Origin of the sequence: Mesorhizobium sp. M0815 (assembly GCF_040319995.1) — a bacterium.
Taxonomy (GTDB): Bacteria; Pseudomonadota; Alphaproteobacteria; order Rhizobiales; family Rhizobiaceae; genus Mesorhizobium.
Map to the genome: position 1 here is coordinate 1 of NZ_JAMYOU010000008.1, position 21,799 is coordinate 21,799.

General features: G+C 62.5%; 24 protein-coding genes. 8 read left to right on the plus strand and 16 right to left on the minus strand.

Annotation, left to right across the window (positions count from 1 at the left end):
• Positions 1-124: 124 nt before the first annotated feature.
• From NKI01_RS11385 to NKI01_RS11405, 5 genes are all read right to left on the minus strand, one after another.
• On the minus strand, positions 125-970 hold the full coding sequence (locus tag NKI01_RS11385) for a fumarylacetoacetate hydrolase family protein (protein ID WP_023720565.1): 846 nt from the start codon (positions 968-970) through the stop codon (positions 125-127).
• Between the two features lie 162 nt (positions 971-1,132).
• Positions 1,133-1,864: an SDR family oxidoreductase gene (locus NKI01_RS11390; protein WP_352963200.1), complete on the minus strand. Its 732-nt coding sequence runs from the start codon at positions 1,862-1,864 to the stop codon at positions 1,133-1,135.
• A gap of 178 nt (positions 1,865-2,042) precedes the next feature.
• On the minus strand, positions 2,043-4,415 hold the full coding sequence (locus NKI01_RS11395; protein ID WP_352963202.1) for an aldehyde dehydrogenase family protein: 2,373 nt from the start codon (positions 4,413-4,415) through the stop codon (positions 2,043-2,045).
• Between the two features lie 13 nt (positions 4,416-4,428).
• Entirely contained in the window at positions 4,429-5,478 is a 1,050-nt protein-coding gene (gene deoC, locus NKI01_RS11400; RefSeq protein ID WP_352963205.1) for a deoxyribose-phosphate aldolase, read from the minus strand.
• A gap of 163 nt (positions 5,479-5,641) precedes the next feature.
• Positions 5,642-6,469, minus strand: coding sequence for a ferredoxin--NADP reductase (locus NKI01_RS11405; RefSeq protein ID WP_352481417.1), 828 nt, complete (start codon positions 6,467-6,469; stop codon positions 5,642-5,644).
• 216 nt (positions 6,470-6,685) lie between these two features.
• Between NKI01_RS11405 and NKI01_RS11410 the strand changes: the two genes are divergently transcribed.
• Both NKI01_RS11410 and NKI01_RS11415 read left to right on the plus strand, forming a co-directional pair.
• Positions 6,686-8,770 (plus strand): hydantoinase/oxoprolinase family protein, encoded by a 2,085-nt coding sequence (locus NKI01_RS11410; protein ID WP_352963207.1) that lies wholly within the window; start codon positions 6,686-6,688, stop codon positions 8,768-8,770.
• Position 8,771: 1 nt separating this feature from the next.
• Positions 8,772-10,514: a hydantoinase B/oxoprolinase family protein gene (locus NKI01_RS11415; protein WP_352495105.1), complete on the plus strand. Its 1,743-nt coding sequence runs from the start codon at positions 8,772-8,774 to the stop codon at positions 10,512-10,514.
• A gap of 32 nt (positions 10,515-10,546) precedes the next feature.
• On the opposite strand, the gene NKI01_RS11420 is transcribed toward NKI01_RS11415, so the two are convergent.
• The 4 genes from NKI01_RS11420 to NKI01_RS11435 all read right to left on the minus strand — a co-directional run bounded on the left by NKI01_RS11420 (position 10,547) and on the right by NKI01_RS11435 (position 13,844).
• A complete protein-coding gene (locus NKI01_RS11420; RefSeq protein ID WP_023720558.1) occupies positions 10,547-11,203 on the minus strand; it encodes a methionine ABC transporter permease in 657 nt (218 codons plus the stop codon).
• Positions 11,184-12,248, minus strand: a complete 1,065-nt coding sequence (locus NKI01_RS11425; RefSeq protein ID WP_156948146.1) for a methionine ABC transporter ATP-binding protein — start codon at positions 12,246-12,248, stop codon at positions 11,184-11,186. The genes NKI01_RS11420 and NKI01_RS11425 overlap by 20 nt, the downstream gene beginning before the upstream one ends.
• Positions 12,249-12,382: 134 nt before the next feature.
• A complete protein-coding gene (locus NKI01_RS11430; protein ID WP_352481419.1) occupies positions 12,383-13,231 on the minus strand; it encodes a MetQ/NlpA family lipoprotein in 849 nt (282 codons plus the stop codon).
• A gap of 313 nt (positions 13,232-13,544) precedes the next feature.
• On the minus strand, positions 13,545-13,844 hold the full coding sequence (locus tag NKI01_RS11435; RefSeq protein ID WP_023720555.1) for a DUF1236 domain-containing protein: 300 nt from the start codon (positions 13,842-13,844) through the stop codon (positions 13,545-13,547).
• Between the two features lie 96 nt (positions 13,845-13,940).
• Here NKI01_RS11435 and NKI01_RS11440 point away from each other — a divergent pair, with 96 nt between their 5' ends.
• Positions 13,941-14,765: a DUF1236 domain-containing protein gene (locus tag NKI01_RS11440; RefSeq protein WP_502896335.1), complete on the plus strand. Its 825-nt coding sequence runs from the start codon at positions 13,941-13,943 to the stop codon at positions 14,763-14,765.
• 100 nt (positions 14,766-14,865) lie between these two features.
• Here NKI01_RS11440 and NKI01_RS11445 read toward each other — a convergent pair whose 3' ends face one another.
• From NKI01_RS11445 to NKI01_RS11455, 3 genes are read right to left on the minus strand one after another with little or no spacing between them, the layout of a single operon-like run.
• Positions 14,866-15,108 carry a hypothetical protein gene (locus NKI01_RS11445; protein WP_023720552.1) on the minus strand — a complete coding sequence of 81 codons (243 nt, stop codon included), beginning with the start codon at positions 15,106-15,108 and terminating at the stop codon, positions 14,866-14,868.
• Positions 15,109-15,139: 31 nt separating this feature from the next.
• Positions 15,140-15,298 carry a hypothetical protein gene (locus NKI01_RS11450; RefSeq protein WP_352816788.1) on the minus strand — a complete coding sequence of 53 codons (159 nt, stop codon included), beginning with the start codon at positions 15,296-15,298 and terminating at the stop codon, positions 15,140-15,142.
• A gap of 47 nt (positions 15,299-15,345) precedes the next feature.
• Positions 15,346-15,864 carry a DUF4142 domain-containing protein gene (locus NKI01_RS11455; RefSeq protein ID WP_245278645.1) on the minus strand — a complete coding sequence of 173 codons (519 nt, stop codon included), beginning with the start codon at positions 15,862-15,864 and terminating at the stop codon, positions 15,346-15,348.
• Between the two features lie 281 nt (positions 15,865-16,145).
• Here NKI01_RS11455 and NKI01_RS11460 point away from each other — a divergent pair, with 281 nt between their 5' ends.
• On the plus strand, positions 16,146-16,376 hold the full coding sequence (locus NKI01_RS11460) for a hypothetical protein (protein WP_156948137.1): 231 nt from the start codon (positions 16,146-16,148) through the stop codon (positions 16,374-16,376).
• Positions 16,377-16,453: 77 nt separating this feature from the next.
• Here the strand turns inward: NKI01_RS11460 and NKI01_RS11465 are convergent, their stop codons facing one another.
• Entirely contained in the window at positions 16,454-16,765 is a 312-nt protein-coding gene (locus NKI01_RS11465; RefSeq protein ID WP_023720549.1) for a hypothetical protein, read from the minus strand.
• A 275-nt stretch (positions 16,766-17,040) separates the two neighbouring features.
• On the opposite strand from NKI01_RS11465, the gene NKI01_RS11470 reads away from it, so the two are divergent.
• Positions 17,041-17,205, plus strand: coding sequence for a DUF3309 family protein (locus NKI01_RS11470; protein WP_023720548.1), 165 nt, complete (start codon positions 17,041-17,043; stop codon positions 17,203-17,205).
• Between the two features lie 148 nt (positions 17,206-17,353).
• On the opposite strand, the gene NKI01_RS11475 is transcribed toward NKI01_RS11470, so the two are convergent.
• Positions 17,354-17,551 (minus strand): hypothetical protein, encoded by a 198-nt coding sequence (locus NKI01_RS11475; protein WP_023720547.1) that lies wholly within the window; start codon positions 17,549-17,551, stop codon positions 17,354-17,356.
• A 495-nt stretch (positions 17,552-18,046) separates the two neighbouring features.
• Here NKI01_RS11475 and NKI01_RS11480 point away from each other — a divergent pair, with 495 nt between their 5' ends.
• Together NKI01_RS11480 and NKI01_RS11485 are read left to right on the plus strand one after the other, a co-directional pair.
• The gene (locus NKI01_RS11480) at positions 18,047-18,778 is read left to right on the plus strand and encodes a Crp/Fnr family transcriptional regulator (protein ID WP_352963300.1); all 732 of its coding nucleotides are present in this window, start codon (positions 18,047-18,049) and stop codon (positions 18,776-18,778) included.
• 169 nt (positions 18,779-18,947) lie between these two features.
• Complete coding sequence (locus NKI01_RS11485) at positions 18,948-19,475, plus strand: YciE/YciF ferroxidase family protein (protein ID WP_023720545.1); 528 nt, start codon at positions 18,948-18,950, stop codon at positions 19,473-19,475.
• A gap of 141 nt (positions 19,476-19,616) precedes the next feature.
• Here the strand turns inward: NKI01_RS11485 and NKI01_RS11490 are convergent, their stop codons facing one another.
• Positions 19,617-20,615, minus strand: coding sequence for an ATP-dependent DNA ligase (locus tag NKI01_RS11490; RefSeq protein WP_023720544.1), 999 nt, complete (start codon positions 20,613-20,615; stop codon positions 19,617-19,619).
• Between the two features lie 30 nt (positions 20,616-20,645).
• Positions 20,646-20,813, minus strand: coding sequence for a hypothetical protein (locus NKI01_RS11495; RefSeq protein ID WP_352895272.1), 168 nt, complete (start codon positions 20,811-20,813; stop codon positions 20,646-20,648).
• A 225-nt stretch (positions 20,814-21,038) separates the two neighbouring features.
• On the opposite strand from NKI01_RS11495, the gene NKI01_RS11500 reads away from it, so the two are divergent.
• On the plus strand, positions 21,039-21,743 hold the full coding sequence (locus tag NKI01_RS11500; RefSeq protein ID WP_031194456.1) for an MgtC/SapB family protein: 705 nt from the start codon (positions 21,039-21,041) through the stop codon (positions 21,741-21,743).
• Positions 21,744-21,799 lie beyond the last annotated feature (56 nt).

Sequence of the window (21,799 nt, forward strand, 5' to 3'; positions counted from 1 at the left end):
CGCCTGAAACCCCAAACAAGACGTCAAATCCCCCGCAAACAAGCGAACAACCGCCGCAACCCCGCCGCCGCAAGCTTTTGCTCATACTGCGCAACAGGTCCCTCTGTGGGAGAAGGGAAGGTTTCTACGCATCCGCCCTGAACGTCTGCTTCTGGATACCCAGCCCTTCGATACCGAGCTCGACCACATCGCCGGGCTTCAGGAACACCGGCGGCTTCATGCCGAGGCCGACGCCGGGCGGCGTGCCGGTCGAGATGATGTCGCCTGGATGCAGCGACATGAACTGGCTGAGATAAGACACGAGATAAGCGACGCCGAACACCATGGTCTTGGTCGAGCCGTTCTGCATGGTCTTGCCGTTGACCGTCAGCCACATCGGAATGTTCTGCGGGTCCTTGACCTCGTCCTTGGTCACCAGCCACGGGCCGATCGGCCCGAATGTGTCGCAGGACTTGCCCTTGGTCCACTGGCCCTGCCGCTCGGCCTGGAAGGCGCGTTCAGAGACGTCATGTGCGACGCAGTAGCCGGCGACATAGTCCAGCGCCTCGGCTTCGGTGACATATTTAGCGGTCTTGCCGATGACCACGCCGAGCTCGACTTCCCAATCGGTCTTCACCGAGCCGCGCGGGATCAGCACGTCGTCGTTCGGCCCGACAATGGCCGAGCTTGCCTTCATGAAGATGATCGGCTCCGGCGGCACGGTTGCGCCGGTTTCTGCGGCATGGTCGGAATAGTTGAGGCCTATGCAGATGAATTTGCCGGTGCCGGCGACGCAGGCGCCGATGCGCGGTTTGCCGGAAACTGCCGGCAGCGATTTCGGATCGAGCTTCGACAATGACTCGAGCGATGCCGGGTCGATCGCCCTGCCGGCAATGTCGGTGACATGGGCGGAGAGGTCGCGGATCGTTCCATCCGCATCAAGGAGGCCAGGGCGTTCGCTCCCCGCCTCGCCATAGCGTAGCAGTTTCATGCAGTTTTCTCCCAGTTGCGACCAGAGGCCGTTTGCAAACTCGCTCCGCTGCGGCGAATGGCGTGGGTTTCGAGAACCGGAGCGGAGCGTACTTAAAGTACGTGAGCCTAGGCAAGCGCGGACGCCGCGCCAGGCGCCCGGCAGAATTGGATTTTCAGACTCCTAGATCGACCAGCCACCGTCGATATTATAGGTCTGCCCCGACGTATAGGTGGCACCGGCGAGATAGACGGCGAGGTCGGCGATTTCCTCGGGCGTGCCGAGCCGGCCCATCGGCTGACGGGCGATGAAGGCGGCGCGGGCTGCTTCGTAGTCGCCCTGCGCGTGCATGCGGTCGTGCAGCGACGGGCTTTCGACCGTGCCCGGGCAGATCGCATTGCAGCGTATGCCCTTGCCGACATAGTCGGCGGCAACCGATTTGGTCAGGCCGATAACGGCCGCCTTGGTCAGGCCGTAGACGAAACGGTTGGGCACGCCCTTGGTCGAGCTGGCCAGCGACGCCATGTTGATGATCGAGCCGTCGCCGCGCTCCAGCATGCCGGGCAGCACGGCGCGGATGGTGCGGATCATCGAGCGGACATTGAGATCATAGGCAAAGTCGAGATCGCCGTCCTTCATCTCGAGGATCGAGCCGGAATGGACGAAGCCGGCGCAGTTGAACAGCACGTCGACGACGCCGATCTCGGCAAAAGCGGCGTTCACCGCCTCGTCGTTTAGCACATCCAGCTTGCGGGTCTTGATACCGGGGGTCTTGCCGAGGTCGGCGAGCACCACTTCGTTGATGTCGGTGGCATGGACGACGGCGCCGGCCTTGGCGAAAGCCAGCGCACTTGCCCGGCCGATGCCTTGCGCCGCCGCCGTGACGACAACGACCTTGCCTGTCAGATCCGCCATGCTTTTCTCCTCGCCTGTCTGTGGTCGTTCGGCTTTTTACCGGCACAAGGCCGGGGCGCAATGTGCCAGAAGGGCGCTACCATCCCGCCTGTTTCGATATTCGCCCTGCCGGCCAAATGTTTTTTCTCGGTAAAGAACATCTTTTGGCCCGTCAAGCCCGGACGTCCCTCCGGGACACTCAGTCGCCGTAGGGCACCCAGACGTTCTTGACTTCGATCGCACGGCGCAGCAAGGCATCGCCGGCTGCTTCGCTCGACGCCCAGTCGAGGCTGTGGCCGTTGCCGGTCCAGACACGCTTGAGATTGCCGATGGACTCGGCCTCCGCCTTGGCACAGGTCTCGGCATCGGCGAACATCCAGAGCCCGTCGACATCGTCGTGCTTGGCCAGCACGCCGGCCAGCTCGGCGCTACGGCCCGTAACGATATTGATGGCGCCCGCCGGGACATCGGAATATTCGATGACCTGGTAAAGGTCGGTGGCAAGCAGCGGGTATCGTTCGGACGGCACGGCGACCACGGTGTTGCCCATGGCGAGCGCCGGCGCAACCAGCGAGATCAGGCCGAGCAAAGGTGCGTTGTCCGACGCGACGATGCCGACGACGCCGACCGGTTCGTGCAGCGCCAATGTGACGGCGCGGGCCGGCGGCTGGTGGACGCGGCCCTCGAACTTGTCCGCAAGCCCGGCATAGAGGAACAGCCGCTCGATCGACAGCTCGACCTCTTCACCCGCCGCCTTGGCCGTCGCGCCGGTGAGCTGGGTCAGACGGGCGGCAAACTCGTCGGCGCGGCCGGACAGGTTTTCGGCCAGATAGTAAAGCACCTGGCTGCGATTGTAGGCGGTCGCTTCCGGCCAGGCCTTGCAGGCGCGCGCGGCCGCGACGGCGTCGCGGATATCCTTGCGGTTGCCGAGACCGACCTCGCCGGCGAGCTTGCCCTTGGCGCTGGCGACGGCAAGGGAATAATTGCCGTCCGGCCGGACCTGCTTACCGCCGATGAACAGCTTTGCCGTGCGGTCGATGGCATCGCCTTCCGGGCGTTCGATGGGCTGGGCAGTGGCCACAGCCGGTTTGATGATCGGGCCGAGCGGCAGTTTTGCCGAGAGATACTCGAACATGCCCTCGCGCCCGCCTTCGCGGCCGAAGCCGCTCTCGCGATAGCCGCCGAAGCCGCAGGCGGCGTCGAACATGTTGGTGCCGTTGACCCAGACGACGCCGGCCTTCAATTGCGGCGCGACGTGCAGCGCAAGATTGATGTTCTCGCTCCACACCGAGGCGGCCAGGCCATAGCGTGTGTTGTTGGCGAGCTCGACCGCTTCCTCGGTATTGCGGAAGGTCATGGTCGCCAGCACCGGCCCGAACACCTCTTCCTGGGCCAGAGTGTTAGCCGGCGAAACACCTGTCGCCAGCGTTGGCAGATGGTAATAGCCCGAGGCGGGCAGTGCCGAGTCCGGCTGCCAGCATATCGCGCCCTGCTTGGCGCCTTCGGCAATCAGGCCCTTGACGCGGTCGAGTTGGGTCAAATCGACCAGCGGGCCGATATCGGTGTTCTTGTCGAGCGGGCTGCCGACGCGCAGCCGGCTCATCCGCGTCTTGACCTTGGCGATGAAGGCGTCGGCGATGCCTTCCTGCACCAGAAGGCGCGAGCCGGCACAGCAGACCTGGCCCTGGTTGAACCAGATGCCGTCGACCAGACCCTCGACGGCGCTGTCGAGATCGGCATCCTCGAAAACGACGAAGGCCGACTTGCCGCCAAGCTCCAGCGAAAGTTTCTTGCCCGAACCGGCGGTGGCCTTGCGGATGATCTTGCCGACCTCGGACGAACCGGTGAAGGCGATCTTCTGGATGCCGGGATGATTGACGATTGCCCCACCCGCTTCCGGCCCGCCCTGGACGATGTTGACGACGCCCTTCGGCACGCCGGCGCGTTCACAGATCTCGGCAAACAGGATGGCGGTGAGCGGCGTGAATTCCGCGGGCTTCAGCACCACGGTGCAGCCCGCAGCGAGCGCCGGCGCGATCTTCCAGGCCAGCATCAAAAGCGGGAAGTTCCACGGGATGATCTGGCCGACGACGCCGACGCCCTTATGGGCTGGAAAGTCCCTGTCCAGCGCCTGCGCCCAGCCGGCATGATGGATGAAATGACGGATCGCCAGCGGCACGTCGATGTCGCGGCTTTCGCGGATCGGCTTGCCGTTGTCGATCGATTCCAGCACCGCGAACAGCCGTTGGTGGCGCTGCATGGCGCGGCCGATGGCATAGAGCACTTTGGCGCGTTGGTAACCGGTGCTGGCGCTCCATTTCGGCAGCGCTTTTGTGGCGGCCGAAACCGCCGCATCGATATCGGCAGCACCGGCATCCGAGACCTTGGCCAGCAATTTGCCGGAGGCGGGATCGCTGGTGTCGAAGGTCTTTCCATTTGCAGCTGCTTTCCAGTCGCCGCCGATGAACAGGGCTTTCGAGAAATCACGGGTCGTCAGCCAGGCATCGGCCTCGTTGCGGGCCTCCGGCGCCGGGCCGTAATCCATGGCGTGATAGCGTTCGAGAATGTTCATGAAGCGCTCCGAATCACGCCATTGCGTGGCGATGATTGGCCGAGTAGTGGCCGGTCAGGTGATGCTCGAGCTGGCGCTCGATGTCGGTCAAAAGGCTCGATGCTCCGAAGCGGAACAGCTCCGGCTCCAACCACGGCCGGCCCAGCTCTTCTTTCATCAGCACCAGCCAATCGAGCGAGGCTTTTGCCGTGGAAATGCCACCGGCCGGCTTGAAGCCGATGAGATAGCCGGTTTCCTCGAAATAGGCGCGGATGGCGCGCACCATGGCAAGGCCAACCGGCAGTGTCGCGTTGACGCTTTCCTTGCCGGTCGAGGTCTTGATGAAGTCCGCACCCGCCATCATCGCCACCATCGAGGCGAGCATGACATTGCGCAGCGTGGCGAGGTCGCCTGTGCCGAGGATCACCTTCAGATGCGCCTCGCCGCAGGCGGCCCGCATCGAGACGATCTCGTTATAGAGCTCCTGCCATTTCGCCCCGAATACCAGACCGCGCGCAATGACGACGTCGATCTCGTCGGCGCCGTCCCGGACCGATGCTTCGATCTCCTGCAGACGTGTCGAAAGCGGGGCAAGGCCATGCGGGAAAGCCGTGGAAACGGCGGCAACACGGATGCCGCTGCCGCGCAGTGCTTCGACGGCAGTGGCGACGAAGGGATGATAGACGCAGACCGCCGCCGGGCGGATATTTTCGCCGGTAATGCCGAGCCCCTCGGCAATGTCGCGGCGGAATGGGTTGACCGCCTTGGCACAGAGCCGGCGCACGCGCTCTTCTGTGTCGTTCGAGTTCAGCGTCGTCAGGTCCATGCAGGCGACAGCACGCAGCAGCCAGGCAGCCTGGTTATCGGCCTTGATCGAGCGTCTTTTGGTCAGGCTGGCGACGCGGCGTTCCAGCGCCGAGCGGTTGACGCTGCGCATTGATTCCATGAAGCCAAGATCGAGCCTCATGCCGGGATTGCGAGCAATAGCATGGGCCTGCGGCATCGGCGCATTGGCGGCGGCGCGCGCCGGCAGCGGCGTGATCTTGGACGTGCCGAGATCGGTTTCGCGGATTGTGCTGCTCATCTCCTGCCCCTTGTTCAGCGACTTATGCCGAAGATAGACCGTGAAGCAGCGCTTCACGAGTCCTTCAGGCGGTCATAGCGGAAAAAGACAGTCAAGGCAGCCGATTTTTGACCGTCCGGTCAAAATCAGGGTGTCAAAGCAGTGGACGCTGAACTGCCGCGTCTCAGCCGACGAAGGCGCGCTCGACGACGAAGCTTGCCGGATGATGCAGCGAGCCTTCCTGGAAGTCGAGGCTTTCGGCCAGTTCCTTCACGTCTTTCAGCATATGCATCGAGCCGCAGATCATGATGCGATCGGTCTCGGGATTGAGCTTGTCGATGCCGAGATCGGTGTAGAATTTGCCCGAGCCGATCAGCGCGGTGATGCGGCCCATGCGTTCGGACGTCTCACGCGTCGTCGAATTATAGAGCGTGACGCGGCCGCCGGTCAGTTCGCCGATCAGCGGGTCGTTCTCCAGCGCGGCCACCAGCTCCTGGCCGTAGATGAGCTCGGCATTGTCGCGGCAGGTGTGGGTCAGCACGACTTCACCGAACTTCTCATAGGTGTCGGGATCGCGCAGCAGGCTGGCGAAGGGCGCAATGCCGGTGCCGGTCGAGATCATGAACAGGCGCTTGGCCGGCGTCAGCGCGTCGACCACCAGCGTGCCGGTCGACTTCTGCCGCATGATGACGGTATCGCCGATCTGGATCTTCTGCAGCTCCGAGGTAAGCGGGCCGTCCGGCACCTTGATCGAGAAGAATTCCAGCTCGTCGTCCCAGGACGGGCTGGCGATCGAATAGGCGCGGAACACCGGCTTCTCGGCATTGGGCAGGCCGATCATGACGAACTCGCCGGAGCGGAAGCGCAGCGACTGCGGCCGGGTGATGCGGAACGAAAACAGCCGGTCGGTATAGTGCTTCACCGAGACGACGGTTTCGGCATAGACATTGGCCGGTATCGGAAACTGCAACGGCCGGGCGCCGGCGGTGTTGAACGCGGATGTGGTGTTCATCAAACCTAACCTTCTGGGCCAGCTCAGCGCCGGGCCAAATTATCACCTGCGCGCCCGAACCGGTCAGGTTCCTGCGTGCCCTTGCACACTCCGAAGCGGTAAGCTCTTGTGTCCGGAATTTATTAGTATACAAACGATATTTGCGTCAAGACGTCGCCGTAAAACAGCTTTCCAAACTGAGGCATGTAAGCAGTTCGGGCATTTCGGGTTTCGACAATGGAACAGAATTTTTCGGCGCAAGCTCTGGATTCGAGGGGCAGCGTCGTCGCCGGTATCGATGTCGGTGGCACCTTTACCGATCTGCTTCTGATCGACGGCCGTGATGGTGGCCGGGTGCATATCGCCAAGACCCCGACCACGGTCGACAACCAGGCTTTCGGCGTCGTTGCAGCTCTTGGTGCCACCGGCTTTCGCGTGGACGGCATCGACCTCATCGTGCACGGCACGACGACCACAACCAACGCGGTGCTGGAGCGCCGGCTGGCCAAAACCGGCATGATCACCACGCGCGGCTTTCGTGACGTCATCGAGCTTGGCCGGCGGACACGGCCGCAAGCCTATGGCATGACAGGCACCTTTGTGCCGATCATTCCGCGCAATCTGCGGCTCGAAGTGTCGGAGCGGGTCGAGGCCTCGGGCGCGGTGCGCATACCGCTCGACGAGGCCGAGATGCGGGCAGCGATTTCACAACTGATCGAAGCCGGCTGCGAATCGCTCGTCATCCATTTCCTGCATTCCTACGCCAACCCGGCGCATGAGCGGCGCGCGGCCGAGATCGGCGCCGAGCTTTGGCCGAACGGCTACATCACGACAGGCCATGCGCTGCTTTCGGAAGCGCGCGAATTCGAGCGCGGGGTGACCGCTTCGGTCAACGCCTCGGTGCAACCGATCCTCGAACGCTACGTCGAACGGCTGCGCAAGGAGCTGGCGTCAAAAGGCTACGCCCGCGACTTCCTGATCATGAACGGCAATGGCGGCATGATCTCGGCCCGCTTTGTCACACGTGAATCGGCCAAGACCGTTATGTCCGGCCCCGCCTCCGGCGTCATTGCCGCGGCCTATACCGGCAAGCGCGCCGGCTTCGAAAACCTGGTCACCTACGACATGGGCGGCACCTCGACCGACGTGGCGCTGATCCGCAATGCCGAACCGGCGGTGTCGAACGAGATCGAGATCGAATATGCGATGCCGATCCATGTGCCGATGGTGGCGGTGCATACAGTCGGCGCCGGCGGCGGCTCGATCGCCCGCGTCGATGCAGCCGGCCTGATCCAGATCGGCCCGGAAAGCGCCGGCGCCAATCCCGGCCCGATCTGCTACGGCCGCGGCGGCTTGGAGCCGACCATCACCGACGCCAATCTGGTGCTCGGCCGGCTGGCGCCGAAAAAGCTGCTGGCGGTGGAAAACCCGGTCACCGTCGAACATGTCACGGGCATATTCGAGGACAGGATCGGGCGACCTACCGGCCTGTCCGGCGTCGAGGCGGCGGGTGCGGTGCTGCGGCTGGGCAACATGAAGATGGAGGGCGCCATCCGCATGGTCTCGGTGTCGCGCGGTCACGACCCGCGCGATTTCGCGCTGTTCGCCTTCGGCGGCGCCGGGCCGCTGCATGCGACCGCCCTGGCGCGCGAGCTCGGCCTGCCGCGGGTGCTGGTGCCGGCGCGGCCGGGCATTACCAATGCGCTCGGCTGCGTCGTCGCCGATCTGCGCCATGACTTCGTCAACACGGTCAACCAGCCGGTGGCGGGGCTCGATGAAGCCCAGCTCCAAGCTATATTGGAACGGCACCGAAACGAAGGCGCAGAGTTGATCGGCAAGGAAGCGGTGAAGCCGGAGACGATCCGCGTCACGCATTCCGCCGACATGCAGTTCGTCGGCCAGACGCATATTATTAACGTGCCGCTGCCGTCGTTTACGGTGACGCGCGAGGTCCTGCAGCAACTGTTCGAGAAGGCCTATTTCGCCCGCTTCAAGGTCGAGCTGCCGGAAATCCGCGCCAATCTGGTCAATCTCAACACCTCGGTGACCGGCGTGCGGCCGGCGATCGATCTGTCGCGGCTGATCGATCCGGCTGGCCGCGCCAAAACGCTCGAAGAGGCGCGGCGCGAGATCCGGCCGGTCTGGTATGGCGGGTGCTGGTACGACACGCCGGTCTACAGTAGGGAAAAGTTGCCGCTCGACGCCATCATCGAAGGCCCGGCGATCCTCGAACAGATGGATGCCACAACCGTGCTCGAGCCCGGCGACCGGGCGCGCTCGGATGCCGACGGCAACATCATCATCGACATTGGTGAGGCCTGAGATGCAAAAGCTCGACGCCATCACCCTTTCGGTCCTCCAGGCGGCGCTGCAGCAGGTCTGTGACGAGATGGACCTGACGTTTTCGCGCGCCGCTTTCTCGCCCGTCATCGCCGAGGCCAATGACCGCTCCGACGGCATCTATTCGGCAGTCGATGGTTCGCTGATCGCGCAAGGCAGCCAGGGCCTGCCGGTGTTCGTCGGCGTCATGCAGTATTCGACCAAAACGGTGATCGAGATGATCGCCGACGGACGCTGCCTGCCGCCCGAGCCGGGCGATATCTACATCGTCAACGATCCTTATCTCGGCGGCACCCATCTGATGGATGTGCGCTTCGCCATGCCGGTCTATCGCGACGGCAAGATATTCTGCTGGCTGTCGAACACCGGCCATTGGCCCGACATTGGCGGTTCGGTGCCGGGCGGCTTCTCCGCCTCGGCGACTGCGGTGGAGCAGGAAGGCTTGCGGCTGCCGCCGGTGAAATTGTTCAAGAAGGGCGTGCTCGACCCTGAGATCTACGCCATCATCTGCTCGAACATCAGGGTTGCCGACCAGCGCATCGGCGACATCCGCGCGCAAGCGGCAGCACTGCTGATCGGCCAGGACCGGCTCAACGGCATTTTGGATCGTTACGGAGACGAAACAGTCGTCGAAGCAATCGCCGAATTGCGCCGCCGGGCCGCTGAACAGATGCGTGCCAACATCGCGGCAATTCCCGATGGCATCTACCGGTCGCAGGCCTTCGTCGATTCCGATGGGGTGGTGAACGAGCCGCTGACCATTGCGCTTGCCGTCGAGAAAAAAGGCGACACGCTCCGCTTCGACTTCTCAGGCTCGTCAAAACCCTGCGCCGGGCCGATGAACAGCGTGCTGGCGACGACCTTGTCCTCGGTCTACCTCGCCATGCGCCACATTTTCCCCGACGTGCCGATCAGCGCCGGCGCCTTCGAGCCGCTCATCGTCAAGCGGCCAGAAGGCACCTTCCTCGATGCCAAATATCCGCGGCCGGTATCGGGCTGCGCGGCCGAGGTTTCGCAGCGCATCGCCGAGGCGGTGTTCGCGGCCATGGTGCAGGCGCTGCCGGACAGGGTGACTGCGGCTCCCGCCGGCTCCAGCGGCAATTTCGCGCTCGGCGGCAACGATCCGCTCCGTGGCCGCGACTACGTCATGTACCAGATATCCGGCGGCGGCTATGGCGGCAATGCCGATCATGATGGCCTGACCAATGGCTGCTCGACCATCGGCATTTCCAAATCGCCGCCGGTCGAGATCATGGAACAGGCTTTCCCTGTGCTCTATCGCCACTATGCCTTGCGCGAAGGCTCGGGTGGCGCCGGCAAGCATCGCGGCGGTTTTGGCCTCGCCTATGAGGTCGAGATCCTGCGTGGCGACGCCCGCGCCTCCTTCGTCATGGACCATGGCCGTTTCGGCCCGCAAGGCGCGCTCGGCGGCAAGGACGGCGCGGTCAACACGGTGACCGTGTTCCGCGACGGTGAGGCCCATGTGCCGCCGCACCTCTCCAAGGAACAGGACATCGCGCTGAAGGCCGGCGACCGCGTGCGAGTTGGCACGCCGGGCGGCGGCGGCTACGGCAATCCCTGGCAGCGTGATCCGGAATTGGTCGCTCGGGATATCGCCCTAGGCTATTACACACCCGCAGAAGCCGGCGAAAAGTTCGGCGTCGCGCTGTCGGCGAACGGGTTGGCGATTGACCGGGCAGCGACCGAAAAGAAGCGCGCCGGCTGACGATGCTGGCCAGCATCTCCGCTGTGCCACGCTCAGTTCCGATGATCCAGCCTCGCGACCAGCCGGTCGCCGGCCCACTGGATGCCGCAGACCAGGACGATCAGGACGATGACCACGGCGATCATGACTGACGTTTCGAAGCGCTGGTAACCGTATCGGATGGCGAGGTCGCCCAGCCCGCCGGCGCCGATGGCGCCGGCCATGGCCGAGGCGCCGATAAGCGTCACCAGCGTCACCGTGAAGCCGGCGACGATGCCGGGCAGCGCTTCCGGCACCAGCACCTCGCGGATGATCGTCCAGCGGTTGCCGCCCATGGCGCGCGCCGCTTCGATCAGCCCGTGGTCGACCTCGCGCAGCGACACTTCGGCGATCCGGGCATAGTAGGGCGTGGCCGCGATCGACAGCGGCACGATGGCGGCCCATGTGCCGATCGAGGTGCCGACGATCAGCCGCGTCACCGGGATCAGCGCAACCAGCAGGATGATGAAAGGCACCGAGCGGAAACCGTTGATGACCGCGCCGAGCGCACGGTTCACCCACAGGTTTTCGGCGATGCCGCCGCGGTCGGTGGCGACCAGCGCCAGGCCGAGCGGCAGCCCGAAAACCAGCGAGATGAGGCCGGAGGCGGCCGTCATCAGGATCGTTTCCCAGATGGATCGAAGCAGGAGTTCAAACAGAATTGGCGACATGGCCAAGCACCTCCACCCGCGCATTGCGGGCTTTCAAGAACGCGATCACCTGTGCCAGGTGAGCTTCATTGCTACCGGCGACCGCGACGAACAGCGTCCCGACAGGCTGCTGCTGGACGTGATCGATGCCTCCATGAACGAGGCGGAACGAGCCGGGAACTGCCGAGGCAAGATCGGACAAAAGCGGGCTTCGCGCGGCCTCACCCGCCACGTCGATCCTGAGGATCGCCTCCACGCCGGCGTTCTGCGTTAGCCGGCTTGCGATCTCCGCCGGCAATTGCGGCCTGATGCCGCCGAGCAGGCTTTGTGTGATCGCCGACTTCGGATCGGCAAACACCGACCACACCGGCCCTTGCTCGACGATTCGTCCGGCGTCGATCACCGCGACCCGGTCGGCGATCGAACGGATCACCTCCATCTCATGGGTGATGAGCAGGATGGTCAGGCCGAGCTGCCGGTTGATGTCTCTGAGCAAGGCAAGGATGGAGCGCGTCGTCTCCGGGTCCAACGCCGAGGTCGCTTCGTCCGACAGCAGCAGCGCTGGGCGCGCCGCAAGCGCCCGGGCAATGCCGACGCGCTGTTTCTGTCCGCCCGACAGCGACGCCGGATAGGCTTTCGCCTTCTCCGACAGGCCGACGAGCTCGAGCAGCTCGGCAGCGCGCGCCAGGCGTTCGGCCCTGGGCCGGCCTTCGATCTTGAGCGGCAGCGCTACATTGTCTTCGACCGTCTTGGCGGACAGCAGGTTGAAATGCTGGAAAATCATGCCGATACGCCGGCGCAGCGGCTGCAATTCGCGCTCGCCGAGCCGGCTGATGTCGCGGCCTTCGATGAAGACCTGTCCTGTATCCGGCCGCTCCAGGCCGTTTAGGCAGCGTATCAGCGTCGACTTGCCGGCGCCGCTCCGGCCGATGATTCCGAGGATCTCGCCCTGGCGCACGCTGAGCGATACGCCGTCCAGCGCCGCTGTTGCGCCGAAGCGGCGCTTCAGCTCGATGAGGCGTACGACATCGTGCGGTCCCGCGGAACGGCTGCCGACGGGATGCATGACTTCGGTGACCGGGGCGAAATGCTGGTTCATGAAAGTTCCTGTATTGGTGTCCCGCAAAACGCGATCGCGGTCCGCGTTGGAGCGCGGACCGCTTTATCATGCCGGGCTTCAGCGCCAAGTCGAGCTCGGTATCAATAGGCGCTGATGCCGGTTCCCTTGTAGACCCGGTCGAATTCGGCCTTCACCTTTTCGTTCTGGTAGGAGGCGACCAATGTCTTTACCCAGGGCTGGTTTTCATTGCCGGCCTTGACCGCGATGAAGTTGCGGTAGGGATTGTCGGCCACCGCCTCCTGGGCGATGCGGTTCTCCGGTGTGAGGCCGCTTTTAAGCGCCCAATCCGTGTTGACCACGGCCCCGTCGAGATCTTCCACCGAGCGCCCGACAATGCCAGCGTCGAGCTCCTTGACGACCAATTTCTTCGGGTTTTCGGCAATGTCGGTCGTCGTAGCCAGAATGCCGGTTCCTTCCCTGAGCTTGATCAGACCTTCGCTCTGCAGGACACGCAGCGCGCGCCCTTCATTGGACGGATCGTTCGGCACGCCGACGACGGCGCCTTCGGGCAAGTCGCCAATCTTCGCGTACTTCTTGGAATAGAGGCCGATCGGCCAGACCCCGGTATAGCCGACCGGGACGATGTGATAGCCCTGCGTCTTGATCTGGTTGTCGAGATAGGGCTTGTGCTGGAAGGCGTTGGCGTCGATTTCGCCACGCTCGAGTGCTTCATTCGGCTGGGTGTAGTCGTTGAACACCACGGTCTCGATCGTCAGCCCCCTCTCCGCCGCCTGGGCGGTCACGACCCGCCACACATCCTCGTCCTCGCCGCTCATGATGCCGACCTTGACCGCCGTCTTGTCTTCGGCGAACGACGGCGCAGCAAGGCCGACAATCGCAACCGCCGAGGCGAAAAGTACAGCCAGACCGGCGCGCCGGTTTATAGTTGCTGAGAAGAATGGAAGCAAAGTGTTGATAGTCCCAGGCATGGTCAATCCCATCGGTTTTGAAATCATTGCGGCCAAGCGGAATGCGAAGCCTTGCGGGCATCATCGGAAATGCTGATCGCCAGATCAAAGAACGGTATTTCCCGCCAAATGAGGAGCCTGGAATATTCTGTCAAAGTTTCTGGCCTAGCGAGCACAGGACGCTGCCGCCTAGCGCGCTGACTCCGCTATGAGGCCCGCCGTGCGTCGGAACGGCGGGCCTTTCTGCGTCCGAATGCCCAGGCACGGGCACCAGTTTGGGATGTCGACAATGCAGGACGCGCCGCATGTCCCTTCAAAAAACGACGCGCATTGCTCACTGGATGACCTTCACGATCCTGCGTGTGCCCGGATCGACCAGGACGGTCTGGTTGTCGACGACGACATAGCGGTATTTGACGTCGGGAACCTCATGAAGCTCGACGGTATCGGGCACGGTCGAGCCGACATTGAGCTCCACGCCGGGAAGCTGGACGGACGCCAGAGGCTGCTTTTTCACATACTCGCGTACGATCGTCTCCTGCTGCGGTTCGATGACCACGTCCTGAGCGGCAGCGGCGCCAATACCCGCAAGCAGCAAGAACCCAGCCGCGGCTGCCGAAAGATGCATGCTCATGATTGTCTCCTTTCGTGGTGGGCCACCTCTGCGCTGCGCCGCGTCATGCTGTTCGCAGCGGGGTCGCTATAGGCGGGTAACGTCATCAGGTGGAGCTTGTTCCGCCGCTCGGATCGCTTGCCGTTTCGCTCCATTGGTTTGGAACAAAATTTTTTAGCCGCAGTTTTACGCGGTGAAGGGACGCATTTTCCAAGGAGATCTCTCATGAAAGGCGTTCTGATCACCAGCTTGCTAGCAATCAGCGTCAGCTGCGGAGCTGCACTTGCCCAGACGCAGCAGTCGACCGACGACCAGTCCGGCGCCAATTGCGCAGCCGGCGCTGCCAATTGCCAGAATGGCGCCAAGATGGACGAGCAGGCTCAGGGCAAGGCCGGCGCTGCGACTGATCAACAGGCGCAGGGCAAACCGAAGCTGAAGACCGACGAGCAAGCCCAAGGCAAGGCCGGCGCCACGACCGACCAGCAGGCCACGGGCAACACCAAGATGAAGACCGAGGAACAGGCCCAAGGCAAAACCGGAACCACCACTACCGAGCAGGCCCAAGGCAACACGAAAATGAAGACCGAGGAGCAGGCTCAGGGCAAGACTGGGACCACGACCACCGAGCAGACTCAGGGCAATGCTTCTACGCAGACGCAGGACCAGAGTTCGACCGCTTCCATCAGCAATGTGACCGTTGAACAGAAAACCCAGATCACTCAGGTCATCAAGGAGACCAACGTCCAACCCGTTTCCAGCGTCGATTTCGACATCTCTGTCGGCATCGAGGTTCCGCGGAAGAAGGTCCGGCTGCATCGTCTGCCGGCGCGCATCGTCAAGATCGTTCCGGCTTACGAAGGCTATGAGTATTTCGTGCTCGCCGATGGTCGGATCGTCATCGTCGACCCGAATACCTACAAGATCGTGATTATCCTGACCTAGTCGCGGCCAGACGGTTTGATTGAACCAAAGCGTCCGTCGCGCAGGTCGCGTGGCGGCCCTTTCCGCATCTCCTCGCTCCGCGTCTGCTGCAAATCGCAGATCACGGTCCGTCCTCGGGGCGAGGAGTGAGCACGGTGTGATCGATGGTGTCGGGCAGGCATGGACTGGGCACGCAGCTTGTTCGGACTGACGCGGTGGTCATGCCCTCGATATCCGTAACCAGCACCATTCTCGCGTAGTGCCGCGGCCACAGCGGCTCTCCAAACAGGACGAAGACGCCGCCAATCATCAAGGCCAGCAACATGAGTGCCGTAACATTTGCAAATATCTCGCCGTAGCGCATGAAGGCAGCCTGTCCCGTTCGGAAAGCGATTTCAGCCTGTGACAGCGGCGACCAGGATGGCGCCGAAACCCAGCGCTAATGCCCTTGGCGCCTCGCGAATGCCGCCTTCCATTGGATACTCCCCGGAATAAGCCAGGTGAATAACGGCACTCTCGGTGCTTTGTTCCGGGCCGGACGACAGCCGCTTCATTCATGCCGGGGCGTTTCCGTTGGCAAGACCGCAGGCGGTCTTCGCCCTCATTGATGCGCAGCAGCGAGATCCTTCACGTGACGTTCGTGCATTTGCAGCACCGGCAGCGTCTTCTTGGCAAACTCCTTCATCGCCGGATCGTCGCCGGAATTTGAGTAAGCGGAAAACAGCGCCACCGCTTCCTTATGCGCCTGGGTCTGCATGTCGATATATTTCGATTGGAAGCTGTCCCCGCTGGCCTCCTTGAGTTGGTCGAGCAACGCCTGGTGCTTGGTGTCCAGCGGCGGGCCGGCCGGCGTGGTGGCCGAAGTTGTCTGACCTTTGCTGAGCGCCGCCTTGAAGTCCTCGCCGGCCTTGGTGTGGTCCGTGACCATTTGCGCCGCGAAGGCCTTCACATCGTCGGCCGTCGCCTGCTTCTGTGCAAGTCGGCTCGACTCGATTTCAAATGTATTGGCGATGGGCACCGTCTTCACGAACGTCGCCGTGTCAACCTTGCTCATGGTGTCGGTCGTCAGAGGTGTCAGCGTCGCCGATTGGGCAAAAGCAGCCAAAGGCGCGCCGGCCATCAGCGCTGCCGCAGTGATGGATAGAAGTGTTTTCATGGAAGTTCTCCGAGGCTGATGTCATCCCTCCGATGGCTCAACGCGGAAGCTGCGGCGAGGTTGCCTGGTCGCGGCGGCCAGAGCCGCTGCGACGCCAAACAATGGTTTGGAAAGGCAAAACAAAGGACGCCGGCCGCGTCGCGCAAAGTGCAACGCAAGCCGCGAGATCGTACGGAATCGTACAAGCTCTTTCGCTTTGCCGCAGTCTTGCTATCGTTGGCTGGGAGAGATGGGTGGAGGCTTCCGTGGGGCAGATCAGGTCGCCGCTAGGAATCGGTATTGATACCGACGCTGCCGTTCACACCATCATGGCCGACTACCATTCCGGCGACATTCTCTCGACCACCGTCGTCATAGCCGATTTGCGCAGACGCTTTCCTTGGTGCCGGCAAACCGACGAGGAGCTGGTTGGCTTCATCGTTCGGGCGCTGGACGGTCGGGAGATCGCCGTCAGCTTCGACCACCGCGGCCGTTAGGCGGCTGATTCATGGCAAACTGACGAGGCTGCGGAGCGCACGCTCCGCAGCCTCGTCAGGCTATGATCACAGGGCGTTTACTTGCCGCAGTGGTTATCGTTCACCGTCGGCGCCATCGTTCCCGGAGCCTTGCCGGTCGCATCGGGCAGAGCCCCCTGCGGGCCCGGCGGGCAATTCCGGTCGGCATTCGAATTCGTCGTTGAGAAATCGCGAATGCTGTTGGTGATGGTCGAATCCGTGCCGGTGTCAGGGCCGCCATTATCCGGGACTACGACCGTCCGCCCGCTGCCGTCGGCAGCGGCTCCGGAGGGGTCGCCGACGTTCTGGGCCATCGCTGACGTGGCCAGACCGATCGTAAGCGCCGAAGCTGCGAGAATTTTCGTGAGCATGATGCTTCTCCTTTTCACGAGGGTCGTCGCGTTGCGACTACGAAAACAACCGTTCGGGCGGGCGAAGGTTCCGACAAATTTCCTATGAATTCAGCATGTTCTCAGGTGTTCAAGGTGGCCGGCGCGCCATTGCACAGCCCGGCGTTTTCCTCGCTGCATGAGCGTGCGCCTTGCTGTCCCGCCGGAACAGGAATGCTCCTTGCGAGTTCATACCTTTGTACAATGCGAACGCGCTGATGCGAATGGCGGCAGCGCAAACAAGGAGAGCAGACATCATGGGCCTTGGAACCATTCTCATCATCATCTTGGTCCTTGCCTTGCTTGGCGGCTTCAGCGGCTTGGGCGGCGGACCGTTCTACGGCACCGGCTATTACGGTGGCGGTGGCCTCGGCCTGGTGCTGCTCATCGTCATCATCTTGGTCGTGCTTGGGCGCATTTAGCGTCACGCTCACGACAAAACGCCTGCCGCCGGGCAATAAGCGGCGGGCGTTTTGTCGTGAATAGACGAAAAGTCTCTAGGACTCTGGCTAAAAAGGCCGACCTGGCGTCGGACCCTTCGACACCGAGGACCCCGCCATAGCAGCAGCTTTAGTGTTGGCGATCGGCGGCCAGTGCTTCCTTTAGATCGGCGCTTAGCACGCCCTCGTTGAACAGCGACATGATACGGGCGGCCAACCGCTCGCGGACCGGACTGTCGTCCGCAACACCCAACTCGCGGCAGCAGTCGTCGAGCGCTTTTCTCAGCACGCTCAGTTCGGCTGGAGTTGCTGCACCATGCATCGACATGCCATCCTCCCTGAAAAGGGCGAAAGCGCGAAGCGTCTTTCAAGCATCCACTCGCCATGCCTGTGTGGATGACTCAAATTCAATTAGCGCCGCTTGCCTCCAAACTCAATGTACGGAAATTACCGAGCGGACAGATCGGGAACGACTGCCTTTCACCTGCATTATTGTAGTGATCCAAGCCACCCTCATTTGGATCACTGGGCGTAGCCCACGACGCCCGAATGGAGCCCGTTGCATCCCTCGCGACGGGCTCTTTCGCGCCCGACATTTTTGATTTATCGATTTCGTACCAAGCACCTTTGGTACGTTTTCAACTCTAACTTTCAGTCAGATGTTTTCGTAGGCAAGCGGCAGGAGAAACTGCCGTGCATCGAATTCGTTTATTTAGTAGGCTCCATACCTTTCAGCGCTTATATAAGCCGTATCGTCAGCAGGTTATACCGGGCGCGGACGGCTGGGAGATCAAAAAGCTCTTGCCCTGTTTTGGGCCCAGCTATGTCTGATCCAGCTATTTCCAATCAAAATCTATTCAAAAACAAGCTGTTGCGCCGGATGAGCGCCGGCGATTTTGCATTTCTCGAGCCGCACATCGAGCGCTGTTCGCTGGAGTTGCGGCAATCGCTCGAAGTATCCGGATCACTGATCGAGGCCATCTATTTCGTCGAGGACGGCATTGGTTCAGTGGTTGCGAAAATGCCGAATGGCAGCGATGCGGAAGTTGGCCTCATTGGCTTGGAAGGTATGACCGGCTCGGCCTTGGTGATGGGCGACGACCGCATGGTCCATGATTGCTATGTGCAACTGGCGGGAGAAGCCGCCAGGATAGATGCCGAGCCATTCAAGGCAGCGCTGACGCAAAGCCCGACATTGCGGCTGTTTTTGTTGCGCTACGTGCAGTGTCTGCATATCCAGACCGGCTACACCGCGCTGGTCAACGCGCGATCGAAGCTTGAAGACCGGCTGGCGCGCTGGCTGCTCATGTGTGACGATCGGGTGGCCGGCGACCGGCTGACGATCACCCACGAATTCCTGTCGATCATGCTCGGCGTAAGACGTCCGGGCGTCACGGTCGCGCTCCAGCTGCTTGAGGGCCGAGGGCTCATCCGGTCCCGCCGCGGCGAAATCATTATCCGCGACCGCGATGGTCTCGTTTCGCTAGCGGATGGCGGCTACGGCCTGGCCGAGGCCGAATATATCCGCCTGGTCGGACATACCGGCGAGCGCTGAGTGCTTTTCTCGCCTGTTGCTACCGCAGGTCGAGGCCCCTTGCGATACGACACAAGTGCCGTCGGAAAAATTTTCAAAGCTCCTGAACCGTCAGGGAACTTGTTTCCCATCGGAGGGTTATCGGACGCCTCTACTTTGCGAGGCTGCCACCAACTCCCGGGAGACGACCATGCCGACTACGAAAAAGGCCGCGAAGGCGGCAAGCAAGGGCCTCGAGGACCTGTTCCTCGACGGGCTCAAAGACCTCTACTACGCCGAGAAGAAGATACTGAAAGCGTTGCCCAAAATGGCCAAGGGCGCGGAGTCGGAAGAAGTGACTGCCGCCTTCGAGAAACACCACATGGAAACCGAAGGACATGTCGATCGCCTGGAGGAGGTGTTCGAGAAATTCGGCAAGCCGGCCCGCGGCAAGACCTGTCCAGCGATTGACGGCATCATCGAAGAGGGCTCGGAAGTGCTCGAGGAGTATAACGGTGCTCCTGCGCTCGACGCCGGGCTTGTCGGCGCGGCGCAGGCCGTCGAGCATTACGAGATCGCTCGTTACGGCACTTTGATCGCATGGGCGGAAGAACTCGGCAAGAGCGACGTTGTCGAACTGCTCAGGGCAACACTCAAGGAAGAGGTCGCGACCGACGAAGCGCTTTCCAAGCTCGGCGAAAGCGGTGTCAACGAACGCGCAATGCAAGAAGCCGCTTGATTTTCAGACTGCATCCCGAGCCTCGGCAATGGATTGCCGAGGCTCGGCTAGTGCGGCGAACCAGTGAATTCTGCATCGGTTCCGTCGTAGGCGGCAGAACGGAACACCAAGAGCGCCTTGAAGCGTTGCCTCCGGCGGGACTTACTCCATCTGCTCGAACGTACATTGCCGGGGCTCCTTGTCCGGCCGCCAGCGCAACAGCTTGGTTCCGTGCCGGAACCGGTCGCCTGTCACATGGTCGAAACGAACCTCGACCACCAGTTCAGGCTTTATCGGTTCCCATTGTGCGCTGCGCTCCGTGCTCCAGCGGCTTGGCCCGCCCGGCGCCTCGCCGGTGAAACCCGGTTTGGCCCGCAGTTTTTCCAGCCGTCTGGTCAGCGCCGCCCTGTCGTCCTTGCCGATGGTCGAGGTGAATCCGACATGGTCCAACCTGCCTTCGTTATTGTAGAGGCCAAGCAGCAGGGATCCGACTTCGTTGCTGCCGGCGAGATAGCGAAAGCCGCCGACCACGCAATCCGCAGTGCGCAGCCGCTTGACCTTGACCATGGCGCGCTCGCCGGGCTGGTATGGCTCGGCGATCAGTTTTGCAACAACACCGTCGGTCGAGCCATGGCCGGCGCCTTGCAGCCAGCGCTCGGCGGTAGCGGCATCGTGCGTGCATTTGGACAGGCGCAGTTCGCGCCGTCCCGCCGACGCGACAAAGGCCTCGATCGCCCGTCTCCTGTCGGTGAGGGGTTGTTCGATGATAATCTTGCCGCCGGGTTCGGCCAGCATATCGAACAGGACCAGCATGGCAGGCGTCTCCAGGCTCAACTTGCGGATCCTGCTTTCGGCTGGATGAAGGCGCATTTGCAGGGCCTCGAACGAGGACGATCCGTCGACCTCGATGACGATCTCGCCGTCGGCAACAAACCGTCGCGACCTCACATCGCGCAGCACCGCGATCAGTTCGGGAAAATAGCGGCCAAGCGGCTTGCCCGATTTTGCACGCAGATCGACGGCATCGTCACCCTTGAACACGAGGCACCGAAACCCGTCCCATTTCGGTTCGTACTGCCAAAGCCCGTCGCCGCCAGGAATTGCGTCGGCGGCTTTGGCTTCCATCGGACGAAGGTCGAGCGGCAACGGAAATGCGGTCATGGCTGGTCCGCGCCGCCGCTGAGGCATTCGCTACCGCGGTCGGCCATTCCCCTGGGCCCTGCTTTGCCGCCTCGCCACCTTGCGGCCGGTCTGGTCGGGCGCAGGCGACAGCGGGTCGACTTCGTCGGACCCGCCGATCTCCTTGGTAATGCGATAGGCCAGATAAGCGACGGCTCCGGCAACCAGCAAGCGGACCATGTTTGAAAATCCTTCGTTGGCGTGAACCCACCAACCCCGGGCCGAAGGTTTTGTTCCGTCGCTGCCCATAGCCGAGGTGAATCGTCGGCTGCGCAACCAAAACCTAAGCGCATCGTTTGTTGCTTATCGACGAAAAGAATTTGCGATGAAGACGCTGTTACCCTTGTTCGCTTTGACCCTGGCGCCAATCCAGGCCAGCAGCGCTTGGCCTGACGGGTGACCGCGATGCTCCTCGTTGTTCCGGTTTGGCAAGACATCGCGGCACGGCTGCTTCTGACCGCGCTCGCAGGCCTTTTGATAGGCCTCAACAGGGAGGCGCGCGGGCACGCGGCGGGGCTACGCACCACCGTGCTGGTGGGATTGGCCGCCGCCATCACAATGATCCAGGCCAGTATTCTGCTGGAGACCGTTGGCAAGCACCCGGATTCGTTTGCATCGATGGACGTCCTGCGCTTTCCGCTGGGCGTGTTGACCGGCGTCGGCTTTATCGGCGGTGGCGCCATTCTTCGCCGCGGCAATCTTGTCAGCGGGGTCACCACAGCGGCCACGTTGTGGGTGATGACGGCGATCGGATTGGCTTTCGGTGGTGGCCAATACGGCTTGGGCGCGGCCGGCACGGCGCTGACGCTGGCCACTTTGCTGGTCCTGAAATGGGTGGACCTTCGAATGTCGCGCGAACACCATGCCCAGTTGGCACTGACGTGGAAGGCCGCGGCTCGACAGGAGCTCGATGCGCTCATCGGGCCGCTTGGCTACCAGGCACGCCTCGTCGCAATAGAGAGGCGCCCAGATCTCAAGGACCCTGTGTTCTCGTTCGAGATCAGTTGGAGGCGGCCCGACACTGGCGCACCGCCAATGGATCTGCTGGCATCGGTGGGCGAGCATTGCGAGATCCAGAAGTTTGATCTCCTCAGCGAGCCTGCCCGGTAGAGCGGTTCATCGTTTCACGGAAACGCCGAACCGCTCTATCGCTTTGTTTCTGCGCA

Bases quoted from the DNA above. Each gene is read 5' to 3' on its own strand.
- NKI01_RS11385 (WP_023720565.1), bottom strand. From the start codon at position 970: ATGAAACTGCTACGCTATGGCGAGGCGGGGAGCGAACGCCCTGGCCTC.
- NKI01_RS11390 (WP_352963200.1), bottom strand. From the start codon at position 1,864: ATGGCGGATCTGACAGGCAAGGTCGTTGTCGTCACGGCGGCGGCGCAA.
- NKI01_RS11395 (WP_352963202.1), bottom strand. From the start codon at position 4,415: ATGAACATTCTCGAACGCTATCACGCCATGGATTACGGCCCGGCGCCG.
- deoC (WP_352963205.1), bottom strand. From the start codon at position 5,478: ATGAGCAGCACAATCCGCGAAACCGATCTCGGCACGTCCAAGATCACG.
- NKI01_RS11405 (WP_352481417.1), bottom strand. From the start codon at position 6,469: ATGAACACCACATCCGCGTTCAACACCGCCGGCGCCCGGCCGTTGCAG.
- NKI01_RS11410 (WP_352963207.1), top strand. From the start codon at position 6,686: ATGGAACAGAATTTTTCGGCGCAAGCTCTGGATTCGAGGGGCAGCGTC.
- NKI01_RS11415 (WP_352495105.1), top strand. From the start codon at position 8,772: ATGCAAAAGCTCGACGCCATCACCCTTTCGGTCCTCCAGGCGGCGCTG.
- NKI01_RS11420 (WP_023720558.1), bottom strand. From the start codon at position 11,203: ATGTCGCCAATTCTGTTTGAACTCCTGCTTCGATCCATCTGGGAAACG.
- NKI01_RS11425 (WP_156948146.1), bottom strand. From the start codon at position 12,248: ATGCATCCCGTCGGCAGCCGTTCCGCGGGACCGCACGATGTCGTACGC.
- NKI01_RS11430 (WP_352481419.1), bottom strand. From the start codon at position 13,231: ATGCCTGGGACTATCAACACTTTGCTTCCATTCTTCTCAGCAACTATA.
- NKI01_RS11435 (WP_023720555.1), bottom strand. From the start codon at position 13,844: ATGAGCATGCATCTTTCGGCAGCCGCGGCTGGGTTCTTGCTGCTTGCG.
- NKI01_RS11445 (WP_023720552.1), bottom strand. From the start codon at position 15,108: ATGCGCTACGGCGAGATATTTGCAAATGTTACGGCACTCATGTTGCTG.
- NKI01_RS11450 (WP_352816788.1), bottom strand. From the start codon at position 15,298: ATGAAGCGGCTGTCGTCCGGCCCGGAACAAAGCACCGAGAGTGCCGTT.
- NKI01_RS11455 (WP_245278645.1), bottom strand. From the start codon at position 15,864: ATGGCCGGCGCGCCTTTGGCTGCTTTTGCCCAATCGGCGACGCTGACA.
- NKI01_RS11465 (WP_023720549.1), bottom strand. From the start codon at position 16,765: ATGCTCACGAAAATTCTCGCAGCTTCGGCGCTTACGATCGGTCTGGCC.
- NKI01_RS11470 (WP_023720548.1), top strand. From the start codon at position 17,041: ATGGGCCTTGGAACCATTCTCATCATCATCTTGGTCCTTGCCTTGCTT.
- NKI01_RS11475 (WP_023720547.1), bottom strand. From the start codon at position 17,551: ATGTCGATGCATGGTGCAGCAACTCCAGCCGAACTGAGCGTGCTGAGA.
- NKI01_RS11480 (WP_352963300.1), top strand. From the start codon at position 18,047: ATGTCTGATCCAGCTATTTCCAATCAAAATCTATTCAAAAACAAGCTG.
- NKI01_RS11485 (WP_023720545.1), top strand. From the start codon at position 18,948: ATGCCGACTACGAAAAAGGCCGCGAAGGCGGCAAGCAAGGGCCTCGAG.
- NKI01_RS11490 (WP_023720544.1), bottom strand. From the start codon at position 20,615: ATGACCGCATTTCCGTTGCCGCTCGACCTTCGTCCGATGGAAGCCAAA.
- NKI01_RS11495 (WP_352895272.1), bottom strand. From the start codon at position 20,813: ATGGTCCGCTTGCTGGTTGCCGGAGCCGTCGCTTATCTGGCCTATCGC.
- NKI01_RS11500 (WP_031194456.1), top strand. From the start codon at position 21,039: ATGCTCCTCGTTGTTCCGGTTTGGCAAGACATCGCGGCACGGCTGCTT.